The organism is Streptomyces sp. NPDC001292, from assembly GCF_042896465.1.
GTDB lineage: Bacteria > Actinomycetota > Actinomycetes > Streptomycetales > Streptomycetaceae > Streptomyces.
The window spans coordinates 140,499-159,152 of record NZ_JBIAXG010000004.1; the positions used below are offsets into that span (position 1 = coordinate 140,499).

Annotated in this window: 15 protein-coding genes and 1 pseudogene; 11 read left to right on the forward strand and 5 right to left on the reverse strand. The window is 69.7% G+C overall.

Translation table 11 applies throughout. The features are described 5' to 3' along the window. Positions 1–104: 104 nt before the first annotated feature. From ACFY4A_RS07165 to ACFY4A_RS07175, 3 genes are read right to left on the reverse strand one after another with little or no spacing between them, the layout of a single operon-like run. The gene (locus ACFY4A_RS07165; RefSeq protein WP_390828391.1) at positions 105–1,202 is read right to left on the reverse strand and encodes an NAD(P)/FAD-dependent oxidoreductase; all 1,098 of its coding nucleotides are present in this window, start codon (positions 1,200–1,202) and stop codon (positions 105–107) included. Between the two features lie 32 nt (positions 1,203–1,234). Beyond that, the gene (locus tag ACFY4A_RS07170; RefSeq protein ID WP_390828392.1) at positions 1,235–2,719 is read right to left on the reverse strand and encodes a peptide MFS transporter; all 1,485 of its coding nucleotides are present in this window, start codon (positions 2,717–2,719) and stop codon (positions 1,235–1,237) included. A gap of 47 nt (positions 2,720–2,766) precedes the next feature. Then, the gene (locus tag ACFY4A_RS07175; RefSeq protein ID WP_390828393.1) at positions 2,767–3,390 is read right to left on the reverse strand and encodes a helix-turn-helix domain-containing protein; all 624 of its coding nucleotides are present in this window, start codon (positions 3,388–3,390) and stop codon (positions 2,767–2,769) included. A gap of 201 nt (positions 3,391–3,591) precedes the next feature. Between ACFY4A_RS07175 and ACFY4A_RS07180 the strand changes: the two genes are divergently transcribed. The 5 genes from ACFY4A_RS07180 to ACFY4A_RS07200 all read left to right on the forward strand — a co-directional run bounded on the left by ACFY4A_RS07180 (position 3,592) and on the right by ACFY4A_RS07200 (position 7,737). Next, positions 3,592–3,999, forward strand: a complete 408-nt coding sequence (locus ACFY4A_RS07180) for a YciI family protein (RefSeq protein ID WP_390828394.1) — start codon at positions 3,592–3,594, stop codon at positions 3,997–3,999. Between the two features lie 8 nt (positions 4,000–4,007). Beyond that, positions 4,008–5,147 (forward strand): RNA polymerase sigma factor, encoded by a 1,140-nt coding sequence (locus ACFY4A_RS07185; protein ID WP_390828521.1) that lies wholly within the window; start codon positions 4,008–4,010, stop codon positions 5,145–5,147. A gap of 105 nt (positions 5,148–5,252) precedes the next feature. Continuing rightward, positions 5,253–5,702 carry a helix-turn-helix transcriptional regulator gene (locus ACFY4A_RS07190; RefSeq protein ID WP_390828522.1) on the forward strand — a complete coding sequence of 150 codons (450 nt, stop codon included), beginning with the start codon at positions 5,253–5,255 and terminating at the stop codon, positions 5,700–5,702. Positions 5,703–5,771: 69 nt separating this feature from the next. Next, positions 5,772–6,215 (forward strand): VOC family protein, encoded by a 444-nt coding sequence (locus ACFY4A_RS07195; RefSeq protein WP_390828395.1) that lies wholly within the window; start codon positions 5,772–5,774, stop codon positions 6,213–6,215. A gap of 541 nt (positions 6,216–6,756) precedes the next feature. Beyond that, on the forward strand, positions 6,757–7,737 hold the full coding sequence (locus ACFY4A_RS07200) for an alpha/beta fold hydrolase (RefSeq protein ID WP_390828396.1): 981 nt from the start codon (positions 6,757–6,759) through the stop codon (positions 7,735–7,737). Positions 7,738–7,874: 137 nt separating this feature from the next. On the opposite strand, the gene ACFY4A_RS07205 is transcribed toward ACFY4A_RS07200, so the two are convergent. Further along, complete coding sequence (locus tag ACFY4A_RS07205) at positions 7,875–8,618, reverse strand: GNAT family N-acetyltransferase (RefSeq protein WP_390828397.1); 744 nt, start codon at positions 8,616–8,618, stop codon at positions 7,875–7,877. A 468-nt stretch (positions 8,619–9,086) separates the two neighbouring features. Here ACFY4A_RS07205 and ACFY4A_RS07210 point away from each other — a divergent pair. From ACFY4A_RS07210 to ACFY4A_RS07220, 3 genes and pseudogenes are all read left to right on the forward strand, one after another. Further along, positions 9,087–9,179, forward strand: a pseudogene (locus ACFY4A_RS07210) (twin-arginine translocation signal domain-containing protein); the annotation flags it as partial. Between the two features lie 90 nt (positions 9,180–9,269). Further along, complete coding sequence (locus ACFY4A_RS07215; RefSeq protein WP_390828523.1) at positions 9,270–10,028, forward strand: sugar phosphate isomerase/epimerase family protein; 759 nt, start codon at positions 9,270–9,272, stop codon at positions 10,026–10,028. 386 nt (positions 10,029–10,414) lie between these two features. Next, positions 10,415–10,780, forward strand: coding sequence for a hypothetical protein (locus ACFY4A_RS07220; RefSeq protein ID WP_390828398.1), 366 nt, complete (start codon positions 10,415–10,417; stop codon positions 10,778–10,780). Between the two features lie 124 nt (positions 10,781–10,904). Here ACFY4A_RS07220 and ACFY4A_RS07225 read toward each other — a convergent pair whose 3' ends face one another. Further along, complete coding sequence (locus ACFY4A_RS07225; protein ID WP_390828399.1) at positions 10,905–14,666, reverse strand: S8 family serine peptidase; 3,762 nt, start codon at positions 14,664–14,666, stop codon at positions 10,905–10,907. A 210-nt stretch (positions 14,667–14,876) separates the two neighbouring features. Here ACFY4A_RS07225 and ACFY4A_RS07230 point away from each other — a divergent pair, with 210 nt between their 5' ends. The 3 genes from ACFY4A_RS07230 to ACFY4A_RS07240 all read left to right on the forward strand — a co-directional run bounded on the left by ACFY4A_RS07230 (position 14,877) and on the right by ACFY4A_RS07240 (position 18,577). Next, positions 14,877–15,866, forward strand: a complete 990-nt coding sequence (locus ACFY4A_RS07230; RefSeq protein ID WP_390828400.1) for a helix-turn-helix domain-containing protein — start codon at positions 14,877–14,879, stop codon at positions 15,864–15,866. 179 nt (positions 15,867–16,045) lie between these two features. Beyond that, on the forward strand, positions 16,046–16,288 hold the full coding sequence (locus ACFY4A_RS07235) for a 2'-5' RNA ligase family protein (protein WP_390828401.1): 243 nt from the start codon (positions 16,046–16,048) through the stop codon (positions 16,286–16,288). 672 nt (positions 16,289–16,960) lie between these two features. After that, positions 16,961–18,577, forward strand: a complete 1,617-nt coding sequence (locus tag ACFY4A_RS07240; RefSeq protein ID WP_390828402.1) for a metallophosphoesterase — start codon at positions 16,961–16,963, stop codon at positions 18,575–18,577. Positions 18,578–18,654: the final 77 nt, after the last annotated feature.

Consider the following 18,654-nt stretch of genomic DNA (forward strand, 5'->3'; position numbering starts at 1 on the left):
CGGCGCGGGCCTGGCCGAGATACGGCTCGGCGAGATGCTGTCCCGGCAGCCGCGGGACTCGGCTCCGACCGCGACCCGCTGCTGACCCGGAGCGGGCTGAGCCGTCAACGCAGCGGGTCGTAGGGCGTCAGGTCGATCCCCGGATCGGCCTGACGGGCCAACCGCGCCGCGACCGAACCCGCGTAGGGGCCGATCGTCAGACCGGAGGCCCCCAGGCCGTTGGCCACGATCAGCCCGGTGACCTGCGGGACCGCGCCGAGCAGCGGTAGGATGTCGGGCCCGATCGGGCGGAACCCGATGCGGGTCTCCACGTGCGTGGCGCCGGCCAGCCCAGGGGCCACCGACAGAGCCTCGGCGAGCACCTCCGCCATCCCGGCCGCGGTCACCCGGTGGTCGAAGCCGGCGTCGTCCTCGCGGGTCGCGCCGACGACGACCCGCGAGTCGTCGAAGGCCAGAAGGTAGTGCCGCGACCGCGGCAGCACGACCGGCCAGTTCGCGGTTTCCACGCCGGGCAGCCGCAGGTGCATGATCTGCCCGCGCTGCGGCGTGACCCGCACCCGGACACCGATCGGTTCGAGCAGCTGCGGCGACCAGGCGCCGGCCGCCGCGATCACGGTGTCCGCGCCGACGAACACATCGTCGACCTGTACTCCGCGGACCGCGCTGTCGGCGACGATCGCGGCCGTGCCGTTGACGACCCGAGCGCCGCGCCGGACTGCGGCGCGAAGCATCGCGTCGCGGACCGAGCGGCCGTCCAGGCGCGCTCCTCCTGGGACGTGGATCGCGGGGCCGTCGTGTTCGAGGGGCGGGAAGAGCTCGCGGGCCCGGCGAGCGCTGATCAACTCCACCTCGCCGGCCATCGGGGACTTGGCGGCACGCTCGGCCACGCGCCGTAGCGCCTTCTCGGATTCGGCTTCGTGGACCAGTCGCAGCGAGCCGATCCGCCGGTAGCCGAACTCGGTCTCCCCGTCAGCGGTCAACGCTGCCAGCAACTCCGGGTAGTGCTCCGCCCCGGCGACCGCGATCCGGTACCAGTCCGGATCGTCCACCTCGGACGACCACGGGCAGATGATGCCCGCACCGGCCGACGTCGCACGGCCGGGGGCCGACGAGTCCACCAGGACCACGTCCAACCCGGCCCGGGCCAGCTCGTAACCGGCTGCCGCACCGACGATGCCGCTGCCGACGACCACCACTCGCATCTTCTGCTCCTTCTGGTTGGACCGACTACTTCTCACCGCACACCGCCCATGCGCCGTTGCACCCACGGCGCGATCAGGTGCATGACAGCTCCGGTGGCCATCACGGCCGCACCGACTCCGGCGAAGTAGCCGACCTCGGTCTCCGCGCGGTAGAGCTGCACCAGTTGCGCGTTGATGCCGCCCGCTGCGGCGGAGGCCAGGAACCACAAGCTCATCATCTGGGCCAGGAAGGCCCGCGGTGCCAGCTTGGTGGTGGCCGAGAGCCCCACCGGAGACAGGCACATCGACCCGCAGATCACAACGAAGTAACTCGCGACGAGCCACCACGGGCTGGCGAGCGCATCCACGCCGTGCAGCAGACCGGGCCCGGCCATCAGCACGAACGAGGCCCCACCGAGCAGCAGTCCGGTGGCGAACTTGCGCGGCGTGGTGGGCTGCCGGTCCCCCAGCCTGATCCACAGCCAGGCGAAGGTGGGGGCCAGGACGAGCGTGGCGATCGGGTTCAGCGACTGGAACCACGAGGACGGCACCGCGAGCCCGAAGACCTCCAGGTCGGTTCGGGTGTCGGCGAACTGAGCGAGCACCGAGCCGGACTGCTCGTTGACCACCCAGTAGCACACCGCGCCGATGAACAGCGGGATGTAGGCGATCAAGCGGGACCGCTCCACGGTATCGGTGTGCGGGCTGCGCAGCATCATGATCAAATACGCCACCGGCAGCAGCACCGCGAGCACCGTCACGGCGTTGATCAGCGTCTGGACGGTCAGGGAACCGCCGGCGCCGAGAGCCACGACCACCACCGCCACCACCGCCACACCCACGGCTGCGCGCAGCGCCACCTGGCGCCGCTCACCGGCGCGGAGCGGATTCGTCGACACGTCCCCGGCCCGGCCCAGTCGCGTCCGCCCCCGGGCGTAAACGACCAGCCCCGCGGCCATGCCGACGGCCGCGAGACCGAAGCCGAGGTGGTAGTCGACCCTCTGCCCGAGCGTGCCCACCAGGTACGGCGCGATGAAAGCGCCCAGGTTGATGCCCATGTAGAAGATGGAGAACCCGGCGTCGCGGCGGTTGTCGGTCGCCGAGTACAGCTCCCCGACCAGGCTCGACACGTTCGGCTTCAAGAGCCCGGTGCCGACCACGATCAGCAGCATCGACGCCAGCAGAGCGAGCAACCCGCCGGGCACCGCCAGTGCCAGGTGACCGCACATGATCAGCAGGCCGCCCAGCAGCACCGCTCGGCGCATGCCCAGCAACCGATCGGCCATCCAGCCGCCGAGGATGCCGGACATGAACACCAGGGCGCCGTAGATCGACACCAGCGCCGACGCTGTCGGCTTGTCCAGCCCGAGCCCGCCGTCGGAGGTCCGGTCGTACAGGTAGTACAGCAGGATCGCGGACATCCCGTAGTAGGAGAACCGCTCCCACATCTCCAGGAAGAACAACGTGGCCAGTCCGCGTGGGTGGCCGAAGAAACCTCGGTCGCTCCGGGAGACCTCAACCTTCGTCAGTTCGCTCATGGCCGCCTCTCGGTGGGTGGCGGAACCGGCAGGGAGGCGAAGCGCGATCAGCAGATCGTGCCGTCGGGTCGCCGCAGCAGCGGGCGGTCGACCGTCCAGAGCACCTCCGCGATGTCGGTGCCGCGGTTGTGGATGGCGTGCGGAATTCGGGACTTGAAGTGGATCGAGTCGCCCGCGACGAGCACCGCGGTCTCGTCCGGCAGCAGGAAAGTCAGCTCACCGCGCAGCACATAGCAGAACTCCTCGCCGTCGTGCTGGGTGACCGGTGACGGCTCCGCGGTCGGGTGCACCTTGGTGGCCAGCGCCTCGATGCGCTGGTCCGGCAGATCCGCGGTCAGCACGCGGTGCTCACGCTCGCCCATCACCACCCGCGTTGCGTGCGGGTCGTCGTGCCGGGCGATCGCGTAGTCGTGCCGACTGCGGCGACCGGCCGCGCCCAGCAGCTCGACCGCGTCCACCTCCAGCGCGTTGGCCAGCGCGAAGAGGGAGGTCAGCGAGATCGAGTTGATGCCGCGCTCGACCAGCGAGAGGAAGCCCGGCGACAGTCCGCAGCGTTCCGCCAGGTCCCGGAGCGTCAGGCCGCGCTCGGTGCGGATCCGCTTGATCGCCGCCCCCACCAGCCGGGTAGGACCATCGGCGGCCGGTTCAGCCGGCTGAGCGCTGTCGACCACAGTTCCTGGCCCCTTCCATCAGGTACGGAGATTTAGTCACACCAAACACAGGTCGTCAATACTGAACTCGAGAGGGCCTCACGGGTTTCATCCACGAGAGCCCGAAAAATTTCGGACGGCGATGTCGAGAACCCGTGAGCGGCTTCGTCCCAGGGGTGAACGTGACGACAATGGGTCGCACCAGCACCGAGGAGAACCACGATGGCGAAGTACTTGCTGCTCAAGCACTACCGAGGCGCTCCCGCAGCGGTCAACGACGTGCCGATGGACCAGTGGACGCCGGAGGAGATCTCGGCCCACGTGCAGTACATGCACGACTTCGCGGCCCGGCTCGAGAAGACCGGCGAGTTCGTCGACGGTCAGGCGCTCGCCCCCGAGGGGACATTCGTCCGGTACGACGGTGAGGGGCGCCCGCCGGTCACCGACGGCCCGTTCGCCGAGACCAAGGACCTCATCGCCGGCTGGATGGTGATCGACGTCGACGACTACGAGCGCGCCATCGAGCTGGCCGGGGAACTGTCGGCCGCCCCCGGGGCAGGCGGAAAGCCGATCCACGAGTGGCTCGAGGTGCGCCCGTTCCTGGCCGCGCCGCCCACCATCACGGAATGACCTCAACGATGAACGAGGCCCTGCTCCGGAGCCTCACACCGAGTGTGCTCGCGATCCTCGTCCGCCGCGGAGCCGACTTCGCGGCGGCCGAGGACGCCGTGCAGGACGCGCTGGTCGACGCCGTCCGCGTCTGGCCGGCCGACCAGCCGAGGGATCCCAAGGGCTGGCTGGTCACCGTGGCCTGGCGCCGCTACCTCGACGCGACCCGGGCGGACGCCGCCCGTCGCCGGCGTGAGGACCTCGTCGACGAGGAGCCGGCGCCCGGGCCCGCGCCCGCAGTGGACGACACGCTCCAGCTCTACTTCCTCTGCGCTCACCCGTCGCTGACGCCGTCGTCCGCGGTCGCGCTCACGCTGCGCGCCGTCGGCGGGCTGACCACCCGCCAGATCGCCCAGGCCTACCTGGTGCCCGAGGCAACCATGGCGCAGCGCATCAGCCGCGCCAAGCGCACCGTCTCCGGCGTGCGGTTCGACCAGCCCGGCGACGTCGCCACCGTGCTGCGCGTCCTCTACCTGGTCTTCAACGAGGGCTACTCCGGCGATGTCGACCTCGCCGCCGAGGCCATCCGGCTCACCCGGCAGCTCGCGGCCGCGATCGACCACCCAGAGGTCGCGGGGCTGCTCGCCCTCATGCTGCTCCACCACGCCCGGCGCGCCAGCCGTACCGCGCCCGACGGCAGCCTGGTACCGCTCGCCGAGCAGGACCGCGGCCGGTGGGACACCGAGTCGATCGCCGAGGGCGTCGAGATCCTGCAGACGGCCCTCGCCCGCGACCGGCTGGGCGAGTTCCAGGCCCAGGCCGCCATCGCGGCACTCCACGCCGACGCGCCCACCGCCGAGGAGACCGACTGGGTCCAGATCGTCGAGTGGTACGACGAGCTCACGCGCCTGACCGACAGCCCGGTCGTCCGGCTCAACCGCGCCGTCGCCGTCGGCGAGGCCGACGGACCGCGCGCCGGCCTGGCGGCGCTCGCGGCGCTGGACGACTCACTGCCCCGCCACGCCGCGGTGGCGGCGTACCTCCACGAACGCGACGGCGACCTGACGACGGCGGCACGGCTGTACGTCGAGGCGGCCCACAGGGCCCCCAACCTCGCCGAACGCGACCACCTGACACGCCAGGCGGCCCGGCTCAACCCGCGCCGGTGAACAATCGCCGCACGCAGTGCCGGTGGTCGACATGTCGATCAGTCCGCGCGGGGGCGGGCATCGGGAGTGTGTCACCATCGATGGGTGAGTACCACGCCGGACTCGATGCCCGACGCCCAGCTGTCGCAGTTGCGGCGGCTACGTCTGGCCAAGGACGTCATGGACCGTGACTGGGCCGAACCCATAGACCTGGACGTGCTCGCCGCGCACGCCGGGTACTCGCGCTACCACTTCGTCCGCGTCTTCCGGGATGTGTACGGCCAGACACCGGGGCAGTATCTGAGCCGCCGCCGCATCGAGCGCGCGGAGGACCTGCTGCGCACCGCCGACCTGTCGGTCACCGAGATCTGCATGCTCGTGGGCTTCACCAGCCTGGGATCCTTCTCCTCGAGCTTCAAAAAGCACACCGGCCTCACTCCGAGTGAGTACCGTGCCCGGCATGTCGGGCAGGGGTCGGCGCTGATTCCCGGGTGTTATGCGCTGCTCTGGCACGGAAGTTTCAAGGGCCTGCTGGAGCGCGGCACCGAAGAGCGCAACTTTGGAGAAGCCCGGTGAGGCAGTGGTAACTACGGTGGGCCGCAACGCGTGGGCGAGTGGCGCCCCGCCGAGCACAGGGAGTCAGCCATGATCAAGGGCTTGTCCATCGCCAACGTCTGGGTCCTCGATCACGACCGGGCCAGGGCGTTCTACACCGAGAAGCTGGGGCTTGAGGTCCGGACCGACATGACGATGGGCGAGGCCGGGATGCGCTGGCTCACCGTCGGAGCCAAGGACCAGCCGGATCTCGAACTCACGCTGATGGTCCCGGGCCCGCCCGCGCTGGATCCGGAGTCCGCCGAGGAACTGAAGAAGCTGATCGCCAAGGGCGTGCTGGGGGCGGGCGTATTCGCCACCGACGACATCCATGCCGACTACCAGGCGATGAAGGCGCGCGGCGTGGAGTTCCTGCAGGAACCGCAGGAACGGCCGTACGGCACCGAGGCCATCTTCCGTGACGATTCCGGCAACTGGTTCTCCTTCACCCAGCGCCGCGAGCAACTCGATCTCGCCAAGGATTGGAGCTGCTGAGGCGTAGGCCGTAGACCGTGATCTTCATGTCCGGAATGCCGCCTGCCGCCTCCTGGAGGCGTCGCGAGTCGGACCGACGGAGCCGGTCGGGCGGGACGGGTCCGCCCCGAGCGAGGCCGGGGCGGAGGCGGGACATCAGCGCTTGGTCCGCCACAGCCAGCCCGCGGCGAGTGCGGGCAGGAGGATCTCCACCCCGGCTGCGAGCCGCTGCGGGGCCAGGCCGGCCGGGTCACTCGCGACATTCGTCGCGGTCGTGCTGACGGCCGCGCTGACGTCGTGGACCTGGACAGACGGGACGGTCGCCCGGGCCGCAGGCGTGTGAGCTCTTCCACCACAGCCCTACGCTCCCGGCCCCGCGACTGACGCACTCCGAGGCGGACAGATGACCGGGTCGGTGCCACCACCGAGGGCCGGGCTTGCAGAATCGGCAAACAAACTCGTCTTCTGGGCAGGGACTTCCGCAGGATCGGCGTTGAGTCAGCGGAACGGCATAAGGAAGCCGTCCTGGGGCTCAGAAGACCGACAGTCCTGGAGGAGACCCATGTCGCGGCACGTCGCGGAGATCACACACCGGTCGGTGGCCTCGCCGGGAGGCCGGATCCACCTCGTGGAGCAGGGAACCGGACCGCTGGTGCTGCTCGTACACGGCTTCCCGGAGTCCTGGTACTCCTGGCGCCACCAACTGCCGGTACTCGCGGCGGCGGGATTCCGCGCGGTCGCTATCGATGTCCGCGGCTACGGCCGCTCCTCCAAGCCGGCCGCTGCGGACGCGTACCGGATGCTCGACCTCGTGGAGGACAACGTCGCGGTGGTGCACGCCCTGGGCGAGGAGAAGGCGGTGGTCATCGGCCACGACTGGGGCGCGACCATCGCCGCGAACTCCGCCCTGCTCAGGCCGGAAATCTTCCGCGCGGCGGGCCTGCTGAGCGTTCCCTACACCCCGCGCGGCGGCCCCCGCCCCAGCGACGTCTTCGCGCAGATGGGCGGGGACGAGGAGTTCTACGTCTCGTACTTTCAGGAGCCGGGCCGCGCCGAGGCCGAGATCGAACCCGATGTACGCGGCTGGCTCGCGGGCTTCTACGCTGCCCTGTCCGCCGACACCATGCCCGCACCCGGTGCTCCCGATCCGCACTTCGTCAGCAGGACCGGGACGCTGCGGGACCGGTTTCCCGTCGGCCGGCTGCCCGCCTGGCTCAGCGAGAGGGACCTCGACGTCTACGCCGGGGAGTTCGAACGCACCGGCCTGAGCGGAGCGCTCAACCGCTACCGGAACATGGACCGCGATTGGGAGGACCTCGCCGCCTTCGACGGTGCCCCAATCACCCAGCCGTCCCTATTCGCCGGCGGCAGCCTGGACGCTTCCACGACATGGCTGGCCGAGGCAATCAAGGCGTACCCGGTCACGCTGCCGGGCCTGATCTCCTGCCATCTTCTCGACGGATGCGGCCACTGGATCCAGCAAGAACGCCCCGTCGAGGTCAACCGGCTCCTGACCGACTGGCTCGCCGCCCTGCCTGCCTGACGCACTCGCGCAGCGCCGCCCAGTGCTGTCGACGGCAGGTGCCCACAGCCTTCCTTCCGGCACGGTGCAGTCGACATCACTGCTGCCGGATCACAACCCAGGCGTACGACATCTTGAGACGCGAGCCGCCTTGGAACCTACGGCACTACGACAGTCAGGGATGTGCCAGTCAGTTGGAAACCGAGCTTTTCGTAGATGCGGCGCGCCGGATTCGCGTCGCTCACGGCGAGCGAGACTTCGGTCAACCCGTCGGCCGCGGCGTCGCTGAGCACGCGACGAAGCAGATCGGCGCCAAGTCCCGCGTGCCGTACCCCAGGTTGGCGAAACACGTCCGCGATCCATGGCAGACCATCGCGGTCGGTGACGATCGCCCCGGCGACGACGTGGTCCGTCTCGTCCACCACCAAGGCACTGCACGGAAGGAGGGGACCGAGGACAGAGCCCGCCAGCAGAGGTGCCAGACGCTCGTTCAGCGCTTCTTCGTCGCTGCCCTGGTGATGGTCAGGGTGGTCGGCGGAAAAAGCGGCTCGCCATGCTGGGAAGAGCGCGTCGGCAGCGCGGTCGCAAGGAACCACGCGAAGTCCGTCTCCGAGGCGCGATGACCAGTCGGCGGGCGGCGGAGACGCGATCAGGTCTTTTCGCATTTCATGGGCGTGTCGCATCACCCGGGCGCCACGGCGCAGCAGTTGCTCGCCGAGCTCCACCGATCCCGATACTGCCCATCCGGACATGTCGGAGACGATGGTGTCCACAGGGTCGGGGCCGACCACTTCGGCCAGGTCCGCCCACGGGTGCCCGTCGCGAACACCACGCAGGTAGGTCAGGACCGGTACACCGGAAGCATTCGTCAGGGTCTGGCGCTGTTCGTCGTTCTCAGTCACTCTTCGTCCTCGATGGATCACATGTGATTGGCGTCTGACATCCTGCGGTTCCGTGTTCGGCGCGGCAACAGAATTGTCGACTGATCACCGCCGGTGCCGTGGCTTCCGCCTACGTCATATGTCCCGGTCCGGTCGCGACGGCGCCAAGGGCGGAAGAGGTCCGCGTGATCCGCGGCGAGGTGTGGCCTTCTGGCGTTGCAGCAGGTCCTGAGCCCGGTGCGGAGTAGCCGTTCCAGCTGCTCCGCCGCAATGCGCCGTGAGGGAGCCGGCCCCATATAGGCCGCCCCAGCCCGCCCGCGTCGGCATGGGCCGCAGTGAGCCCGCGTGCCCATGCCGACGCGGGCGCCACGGACATGATCCCGCTCCAAGAGGTCCTAGCGACTTAAGAGCGATCGATGTCGAAGTCCTTGTGTCAGCAGTTGATGTGTTCATAGCATCCTCTCAACTTTCGCTGAGAGAGGGACAAAGATGAACTCCGCTCAAGGAAAGTCACACAGTCGTCGTCGATTCCTCCGTGGAGCAGCGGTCTCCGCCGCCGTTCTGGCCGCCGGATCGCAGGCCTGGCCGGCCTCGGCAGTTCCGGCCCCCGGAGGTGCGGGCAGACGGGTTCCGGCAGGCCGCATCGGTCTCCAGCTCTACTCGGTGCGCGACATGCTCGCCGTCAATCCCGAGGGCACCCTGGAGATGATCGCCGACGCGGGCTACGCCGAGATCGAGCCTGCCTACACCTATGGCGGGCGCACCGCCGAGCAGTTCCGCAGGATCGCCGATGCGAACGGGCTGCGGGTGATCGGCAGTCACCACAACCCCGGCGACTTCCGGGGCACCCGGGCGCAGCAGACCTTCGACAACGCGGTGGCCCTCGGACAGGAGTACGTCGGCGTCTCCTACATGGACAGCGCCCAGACCGCCACGGGCTACCGTGCGATGGCGCGGGAGATGAACCAGTGGGGCGAGGCCGCCCGGGCCCGGGGTCTGCGCTGGTACGCCCACCTGCACGACAACGAGTTCCACGCGGATCCGCAGACTGGGCAGACTCTCTTCGACGTGTGGCTGGAGGAGACCGACCCGGATCTGGTCTGGTTCGAGATGGACCTCTACTGGATCCTGCGGGCAGGCGCGGACCCGGCCCCCTACCTCAGGTCCTACGAGAAGCGGTTCCCGATGCTCCACGTCAAGGACGGCGCACCGTGGAGAAACGTCGAGACCGACCTGGGTGAGGGCGAGATCGACTTCGCGGGCATCTTCGCCAACCTGCGGCAACTGCCCCATCACCACTACATCATCGAGAGGGACCAGCAGCCCAACCCGGTCCGCACCGCCCACGTGTCCTACGACTACTTCCGCACGATCCGCGTAGGCCCTCCGGGCAACGGCCATGGCCCGGGCGGGGTCGCTCAGAGGTCCTGAGGCGTAAGACGTCGGGGCGGCATTTCAGAAGGGAGATCTCCTCCGGGCTGCCCCAGTGGCATTCGCAGTTGTGCTCGTTCGGATGTGCGGTCATGCCGCGGAAGGTGATGGAGAGGTCGTCCAGGGCGGCGCTGAGGCGGCGGCGTGCGGGATGGTCGGCGAGATGCATGATGTGCCCGGCCTTCGATGACTCCGTACGGCTTCGCCGACCGGAGATCGCCACTTTACCCGGGGCTCCCGGCGCACCTGAGGGAGGATGACCGCCATACCCACAGGACTGACCAAGGACGCGGGCCGGCAGATCGGCGTGTCCCGCACCCTTCACCACCGGTGCCCATGAACAGTGAGGTGCGGAACCGCCGACTTGGTCCGAGCGTCGAATGGCCATGGCTGAGAGAACTGGGCACATCATCGTCGTCGCTGCGCTGGCTGCTGGGGTACTGACGGGCTGTGCCACGGCCGGCGAAGGCGGAGGGACCGTCAGGGCGACTCCGTCCGGCCGGAGCATTCCCTACGACCTCTATACGCATTGCGGAATCGACGAGGCCCGTATCGGCTCGACGTACTTCGAAGCGGAGGCTCCGCTCTCCGACGGTTCAGGAAATCCGCCCGAGGGATGGGGCAATCCCACCCAGCGCGGCACCATGACCTTGACGTCCGAGAGGGAGGCCGTCTTCACCGACGACGCGGGGCATGAGGTGAAGTTCCGTGCCAGGCCGGGTGCGAGCGCCTTCAAGCACCTGTGCCGCTAGCGGCTGCGCGTGATCGTGTGCTGGCTCATGCCCTTGATCGTCCATGGGCCCGGCCATGGAAAATGTCCGCCGGACGGACTCACCCCCACGGGAAAGTCAGTCCGGCGGACCGGTCGGGACGTGATCAGCGCACGGCGTACGCGTCGGTCACGGTCTGGATGACGGAGTTGCCGTTGGCGTCCGTCAGTTCGGTCTTCAGCGTGACCGGCTTGCCGGCCGCGCCCGCGTGGTTCACGGTCGCGGTCCAGCGGCCATCGCTCTGCGAGGTGGCGCCCTCGGTCCAGGTCGCGCCGCCGTCGTACGAGTACGAGACCTTGGCGGCGACCAGCTCGCCGGGCGTGTAGCCCGCGTGACCGGTGACGCTCAGGCCGATCGTCTGACCGTCCTTCGCCGGAAGGGTCTTGAGCCCGTCCGCGTCCAGGTCGTAGACCGGGAAGAGCAGCGGAATGCCCTGGGAGTAGGCCTTCTCGTCCCGGTGCGAGCGGAACTTCCAGGCCGTCTGGGTGCGGGTGGACCGCTTCCACACGGCGGCGGGCTGCCCGAACTTCATGGTTGTCATGGTGAGTTCGTACGCGGCGTCCTCGGCCGGGACGGTGAACACCCCGGACGGCCACCCGGTCTCGCCGATGACCTTGCCGCCGCTGGTGAGCTTCATGTTGCCGATGTCCCCGAAGGAGCCCTGGATGCCCATGTGCTCGGTGTCGCCCCAGAAGGCGGGGGCCACGCCGATCAGGTTGTCCTGCCGTTCGGCGGCCAGCTGGAGCTTGCCGTCGGCGTCGCGCGGGGCGGCCGGGGCCGGGATGCCCCGGTACCAGTTCTCCGCCCGTTTCGAGCCCGCGGTGTACGTGCGCGCCTGGTCGGCCATGGCCTCGCCCCAGGGCAAGCTGGAGGAGAGGTAGCGCGTCCAGGCGGTGTCGCCCGCCGAGTAGTACTCGGTGCGCTTGCTGGGAGCGGCGACGGAGTCGCTGGCGGCGGAGAACACCCCGCCGTACGGCCGCTCCATGATCATCGTGTCGACGTAGTCCGCCGCGACGCCCATCGCCTCGTAGGTCGAGGTGACCGTGCCGAGCTTCTTGTCCCGGACCTGGTAGATGCGGTCCGAGGTGATGGGGCCGGTCTCGGGGAAGGCGAGGTTGTAGACGAACGGGCTGACGGCGGTGGCCTTCCAGCTGAGCGTCACCGGGCCCTTGGCCAATTCGGCCTTCAGCGCGGCGGCCTCGTCCGCCTCGATGCCGAGCGAGGGCACCGGCGCCTGGCCGAAGCCGATCGACGGCTGCCAGGGGCCCGCAGCGCGGCGGTGGGCGAGGACAGCCTTCGCGCCCGCGGCCTTCGCGTCACGCGCCAGGTTGTACAGGTAGCCGTCGTCGCCGGCCTCGACCAGCGCGATCTTCCCGGCGACGCCCGCGGACCTCAGCTCCTCGGGGGTGCCGGTGCCCGCGTCGACCAGCGCGGCCTCGCCCGTTCCGTCGAGGTTGACGGAGCCGGTGCTCGCCGTCCTCGGGTGCAGTTCGGCACCGCCCACGACCGACAGCCTCTCGATCTGCGGGGCGTACGCGCGCCAGAGGCCGACGAACTCGAAGTCGCCGTCGCGTGCCTTGCCCTGCACGTCGGCCAGGTAGTTCCGGACGCTCCGGTTGCCGGTGATGGAGCCGGAGTGCAGCCAGGTCCCGTCCCAGGTACGGCCGAAGGCCAGGGTCGTGGAGCGGTTCTCGGAGGCGCGGTCCGCGGTCTCCACCTGGAGCCGGTGCGCCTTGCGGGCGTCGAGCACCAGGGTGGTGTCCTTGGTGACGTCGACCTGGGGCCGGGCGAGGTAGCCGACGGACTCGGCCAGGCGGCCCGTGGCGTCCGCGGCGTCCGGCGTGATGACGAAGCCGGAGACGAAGTACGCGCCGGGGCGCACCCGGTAGACCTGCTCGGTGTCGCCGTCGTTGAAGCGGCGCTCACCGCTGGAGGTGTCGGTGCCGATGACGTCCAGCGAGGAGGAGCCTGTGGCGGGCTCGCCGGTGCGGTCGATCAGCTTGACGCGGAGAGTGACGGTCTCCGGCTCGACGTACAGGGAGAACGGGGTGGAGACCTTCGCACCGTCGGGTCCGGTGGCCAGTACGCGACCGGTGACGTCGCCGTACTGGGCGGCCTTCAGGTTCGCGGCCGGGTCGATGCGCAGCGGGACCTTCACGGTGGCCCCGGCCGGGACGGTGACGGTGTTCTCGTCGAGCGCGGCGACCGGGGAGCGGACCTCGGAGCCGTCGTTGCCGGTGACGCCCTGGACCTTCAGCGACAGCCTCACCTGCTTGGTGCCGGAGTTGGTGTAGGGGAGGTCGACGGTGGTGCGGTCGCCGTTGTTCTGCGGCCATGCGAAGGTGCCGGCCTGGACGGCGGGGGCGCCGACGACGGTGGTGTCGATGGCGGCCTTCACATCGAGGCGGCCGGCGCCGGTCGCGCGCACGTCGCCGGGGATGTCGTTCTTGGCGGACGACACCAGAGCGGTCTTGACCTGCTGGGCGGTCCACTCCGGGTGACGCTGCTTCACGAGGGCGGCGGCGCCCGCGACGTGCGGGGTGGCCATCGACGTACCGGACATCGACTGGTAGGCGTACAGGCCCCGGCCGCCCGCGGCCGCGGCGGAGATGCCGACGCCGGGGGCGGCGATCTCCGGCTTGAGGGTGTGCGCGCCGATCGCGGGTCCGAGGCTGGAGAACCAGGCGGTGGAGTCGTCGCGGTCGACGGCGCCGACGGTCAGCACGCTCGGGGCGCAGCCGGGCGAGGAGACGGTGTTGAGCCTCGGGCCGGAGTTGCCTGCCGCGACGACGAACAGCGTGTCCTTGCTCTGGGCGAGCTTCTCGGCGGCGACGCTCATCGGGTCGGTGCAGTCGGTCGGCTCCGGGCTGCCGAGGCTCATGGAGACGACGTCGGCCTTCTGGTCGACAGCCCACTGCATTCCGGCGATGATCCAGGATTCGGCGCCGTAGCCGCCGTCGTTGAGGACCTTGCCGTTGAGCAGTTCGGCGTCGGGGGCGACGCCCTTCTTCCTGCCGTCGCTCGCGGCACCGGAGCCGCCGACGGTGGAGATGGTGTGGGTGCCGTGGCCCTGCCGGTCGCCGGTGGTGCTGGAGTCGGTGAAGTTCTCCGAGGCGGCGATCCGGCCCTTGAGGTCGGGGTGTTCCGCGTCGGCGCCGGTGTCGAGGACGGCGACCTTGGTGCCCTTGCCGGTGTATCCGGCGGCCCAGGCGAGATCGGCGCCGATCTGCTTGGTGGACCGGTCGAGGGTGGCCTGGACCTTGCGGTCGAGCCAGAGCTTCTTCAGACCGGAGGCGGAGCGGGAACGGGTGTTGGTGACGTCCGTCCAGAAGTCGGCGGCCTTCGCCTTGTCCGTCTTGAGCGCGATGCCGTCGATGGCGTCCAGTACGGGGCCGCGCTTCGCGCCGCGCGGGGTGGCGGGCGCGGTGCGGCCCGCGGCGTCGCCGTATACGGCGATCAGCGGCAGCGCGTTGGTGTGCGCGTCGTCGTAGCCCTGCCGGATGAGTCCCGTGACGTTGAAGAGTTCCTCGTCGACCTTGCCCGCGGCCAGCGCCCGAGCGGCGGTGTCGGGGTAGACGTAGAGGTCCTTGCCGGACTGCCGGGTCTGCAGGAGGGGCACGGAACCGTCCTCGCCGGGAAGGGCGGTGACCGACGCGGCCCCCGAACCGTCCGTGCGCACCAGGACCTTGTCGCCGGTGACCAGGGTGACGGTGGCCGGTGTGCCTGCCTTGTCGGCGGCCGTGCTGCCGGTCAGTGGTCTTTTCGCGGTCGGGTCGTCCTGCGGCGAAGCCGCGGACGGTGCGATCGCGGTGACGGCCAGGACGGCGGCGGTGGCCGCCCCCAGCGCCGTACGCGATATCGGGCGCATCGCTCTCCCTAAGTAAAACCGGTCAACTCTGAACTAGCAGCGGTATTCCGGAAGTTGTCGGTACTGCCGTGGCGCCACATTGGCAGAGCGACGGGCGATACAGGGATGATGGCCACGGCGGGTTTACGCCGTGGCCGTTTTTCGCCGCGGCCGGACGCTCGAGGACGGCGACGACGTGCGCAATCCATACGTCCGGGAGGGGAGCGAGGGATGCTGGCAGCCATAGGTCTCGACGAGGTGCAGGAGTCGGTGTACCGCGCCCTCGTGGCGGTGGGCGCAGCGGAAATCTCCGACCTCGCCCACCGGCTGGCCCTCCCCGAGCCGGACACCGAACGGGCCCTGCGCCGGCTGGAACAGAACGGCCTGGCCGCCCAGTCCTCGTCCCGCGTCGACCGCTGGGTGGCGGCGCTGCCCGCGGTGGCGCTGGGGGCGCTGCTGACCCAGCAGCGTCATGAACTGGAGCAGGCGGAGCTGGCGGCGGCGATGCTCGCCGAGGAGTACCGGGCGGAGGCGACCGATGCGGCCGTGCACGACCTGGTCGAGGTGGTGACGGGTGCGAGCGCGGTGGCGCACCGCTTCTTCCAGCTGCAGTTGGGGGCGACGAGCGAGGTGTGCGCCCTGGTCACCGGCAAGCCGGTCGCGGTGAGCGGCATGGAGAACGAGGCCGAGGAGCGGGCGGCCACGCGCGGGGTGTCGTACCGGGTGGTGGTGGAGCGCGAGGTGCTCTCACTGCCGTCCGGGATCATGGAGTTGTCGGCGGCGCTGGGCCGTGACGAGCAGTGCCGGGTCGTCGACCGGGTGCCCACCAAGCTGGTCGTCGCCGACGGGGCCCTGGCGATGGTGCCGCTGACCGGCCGGGGCGCGGAGCCCGCGGCCCTGGTCGTCCACGCCTCCGGCCTGCTGGAGTCGTTGATGGGTCTGTTCGAGGTGGTGTGGCGGGACGCGATGCCGCTCCGGCTCGGCGGAAGCGGCCGGCTGGAGGAGGAGTCCAACGGGCCGGACGCCACGGACCTGGAGGTCCTGTCGCTGCTGCTGGCCGGGATGACGGACGCGAGCGTGGCGAAGCAGCTGGACCTGGGGCTGCGGACCGTACAGCGGCGGGTGAAGGGCCTGATGGAACTGACCGGAGTGTCGACCCGCCTCCAGCTGGGCTGGCACGCGTACGAGCGCGGCTGGGTGGCGCGGGAGCCCCAGCTCTGAGCTGCGGTCGCCTGGGAAGTCGCGCGGCTGAGGCGCGGTGGCAGCATGCCGTGTTGTGGCAGACGACGGCGCGAGTAGGTTTCAGGCAGGCCGGACGGGGATCATCGTCAGGGTCCCGGACGCGGAGCCGGCCGTCCGCGCATGGCGTGAATTGTCTCGCTCCTGAGCCGGACACCCCGTTGCGGCGGCTCACCGAGGTGATCGCCGAGCGATGGCCCGACGCCCCTCCCTATGCCGGCAAGTTCACCGAGGTCGTGCCCCACCTGACCATCGCCGATGGTCAGGACGATGGTGTCCTGGATGAGATTGAAGCCGACGTGCTCGGTGAACTGCCCTTCGCGTCACGGGTCCCGTCGGTTGACCTCATGGTGCATGACGGTACGAAGTGGCAAGAGCGGGTGGCGTTCGCACTTCGTGAATGAAGAGGCCGTGGCTCGGCCGATCAGCGCCGCAGCGGGCAGCGGTCGGCGTGGATACGTTCAATTGGTTGGCTGCGACCTGCTCGGCGCGGGCTCGGGTGCTGACGAGGTGGAGACTCTAGTGCCCCAACAGGCAACGTTCGCCCCGTCGCGACGCCCGGCACGCACTCTCGCCGCACCGCCCGAAAGCCCAAGTACGCCCAGTACGAGGACTTCCGGTCGGCACGCCGAGAGCACGCACCGGACGCCGCTCCTCAACGGGCAAACGTTGCCTGCCGGGGCACTAGCCCACCCACCCCCGTAGCAGCCGCTCCCGCTCCGCCCCCCGAGGCGACCCGCCCTCCCACGCGCGGCCCCACTCCGACATCGCCGCCAGCGTCGTCGCCATCGTCGCGGCGCCCTCCGTGACTGCGCACGCGAGGGCCGCAGTCCGTCGGGCGGGGCCGGTCGCAGCGGGACACTGCCCGGCTGTCACGTCGTCCGGCCCTCATGGGGAAGCCGCCCGAACGGGGACGGGCGGACATTCATGATCGCTTCACCGGGATGTCAATCGGAACGCACCACAGCCCGGCGCGATCCCCGTAGCGTCTTTGGACCAGACCGGTTATCCGTACGTTATCAAGCCGTGCGGGGAAGCCGCGTCCGTAACCGCCTGACCAGAGAACAGGAAAACCAGTGAGACTCACCCCTCTCGTGATCACCGCGGCCTCTGTCGCGCTTGTCTCCCCGGCCGTGGCTCACGCCGACTCGCCCAGCTCCGCCACCCCTGCTGCGCCTCGCGTCAGCGTCCCCGGCGGGCGGTACGAGCATGCGGTGGAGCTGAAGTTCCAGGCCGAGCGCGGTACCACGGTCCGCTACACCCTGGACGGCACGACGCCGACCCGCGACAGCCGCGTCTACTCGCCCGACAACCCGCTGCGGATCAAGAAGGACACCAACGTCACCGCGGTCGCCTTCCAGGGCGAACGGAGCAGCGTTCCAGTGTCGTACGGCTACCTGATCAGGACTGATGAGAAGCCGCTCGCCCGTTTCGTCGTGATGTCCGATGTGCATGTCGGAGGCCACGCCGGCAACGACGCCAAGTACGAGAGCTTCTTCGACACCATCGGGTCCGTCTTCCCCGAGCCGGACGCGATCCTGTTGAACGGCGACATGATCAACGACAACGGCGACGGCAAGGGCCCCGACCACAAGATCGTGTCCGAGATCTTCCAGGCCAACCTCGCCCGCAAGGGCATGACCGGCACCAAGGTGCTGATCTCCAACGGCAATCACGACGCGAGCCTCGCCGCGATACGGGACGGGTACCCCAAGGCGTGGTTCCCCGACTCGGGCGGCGGCTACTACGAGGCCGAGGTGAAGGGCCTGCACGTGCTCACGGTCAACACCGAGACGTACAACTCCGACACGGCCCAGCGCACCTGGTTGAAGGAGCGCCTCGCCGCGATCACCGCCGACCCGGCGTACGCCGGCAAGCCCGTCCTGGTCCAGGGGCACCGGCCCACCACCGGTACGGTCATGGACGGACAGCAGACGGCCAACCCCCGCCTCGCGGAGGACCTGAGCGCCTTCCCGCAGGCCATCTACTTCTCCGGCCACTCGCACCTGAACATCAACGACGACCGTTCCATCCACCAGCGCGACTTCACCTCGGTCAACGACGGTTCGATGTCGTACATCGAGATGGACCACGGCTACCAGATGGTCACGGAGGGCGGACTGGCGAACCGCTTCGAGTCGCCGACCGCGCAGGCGCTCTTCGTCGAGGTCTACAAGGATCGTACGGAGATCGCGCGAGTGAACATGGCCGCCGACAAGCACGACATCTACACCGGCGGCAAGTGGTCGGCGAGCTGGCAGCCGCCGTACGCCAGCGCGGGCACCCTGAGCGGCGCCACCTGGACCGTGCGTCTGAAGGGTGCGACGAACCAGGAGATCAAGGACAACTTCCGCTACACGGATGCCGCGCGCAACACCGTGGCACCGGAGTTCACCACGCGTCAGCCCTTGTCCCGTGAGTACGACGACAAGAGCGGCACGGTCCTGCGGGTCGCCCAGGCCACCGACGACCAGATGATGCACCACTACAACGTCGACGTCACCGACGCCTCGACGGGGAAGTCGGTCGTCTCGTCCAAGGTTTTCTCGGACTACTACTTCATGCCCCGCCCGAACACCCTCGACATCCCCGTACCGGGCACGGTCGAGGGCGGCCGGTATGTGGCTCGGGTCGTGGCCGTGGACGCGTACGGGAACGCCTCACCGGCCGCCTCGCTCACCTTCAGCAAGTAAGCAGGGCCGGGACCGCGGCCGCCCCCACCTGAGATCCCGCCCCGTCCCGCCCTGCCGCCGGCCGGGTCGCCCGTCGT

What these genes read in the sequence shown, in the direction of transcription:
- ACFY4A_RS07195 (WP_390828395.1), top strand. Translation starts at nt 5,772, where the DNA reads ATGATCAAGGGCTTGTCCATCGCCAACGTCTGGGTCCTCGATCACGAC.
- ACFY4A_RS07220 (WP_390828398.1), top strand. Translation starts at nt 10,415, where the DNA reads ATGGCTGAGAGAACTGGGCACATCATCGTCGTCGCTGCGCTGGCTGCT.
- ACFY4A_RS07180 (WP_390828394.1), top strand. Translation starts at nt 3,592, where the DNA reads ATGGCGAAGTACTTGCTGCTCAAGCACTACCGAGGCGCTCCCGCAGCG.
- ACFY4A_RS07215 (WP_390828523.1), top strand. Translation starts at nt 9,270, where the DNA reads ATGCTCGCCGTCAATCCCGAGGGCACCCTGGAGATGATCGCCGACGCG.
- ACFY4A_RS07230 (WP_390828400.1), top strand. Translation starts at nt 14,877, where the DNA reads ATGCTGGCAGCCATAGGTCTCGACGAGGTGCAGGAGTCGGTGTACCGC.
- ACFY4A_RS07225 (WP_390828399.1), bottom strand. Translation starts at nt 14,666, where the DNA reads ATGCGCCCGATATCGCGTACGGCGCTGGGGGCGGCCACCGCCGCCGTC.
- ACFY4A_RS07185 (WP_390828521.1), top strand. Translation starts at nt 4,008, where the DNA reads ATGAACGAGGCCCTGCTCCGGAGCCTCACACCGAGTGTGCTCGCGATC.
- ACFY4A_RS07170 (WP_390828392.1), bottom strand. Translation starts at nt 2,719, where the DNA reads ATGAGCGAACTGACGAAGGTTGAGGTCTCCCGGAGCGACCGAGGTTTC.
- ACFY4A_RS07200 (WP_390828396.1), top strand. Translation starts at nt 6,757, where the DNA reads ATGTCGCGGCACGTCGCGGAGATCACACACCGGTCGGTGGCCTCGCCG.
- ACFY4A_RS07165 (WP_390828391.1), bottom strand. Translation starts at nt 1,202, where the DNA reads ATGCGAGTGGTGGTCGTCGGCAGCGGCATCGTCGGTGCGGCAGCCGGT.
- ACFY4A_RS07190 (WP_390828522.1), top strand. Translation starts at nt 5,253, where the DNA reads ATGCCCGACGCCCAGCTGTCGCAGTTGCGGCGGCTACGTCTGGCCAAG.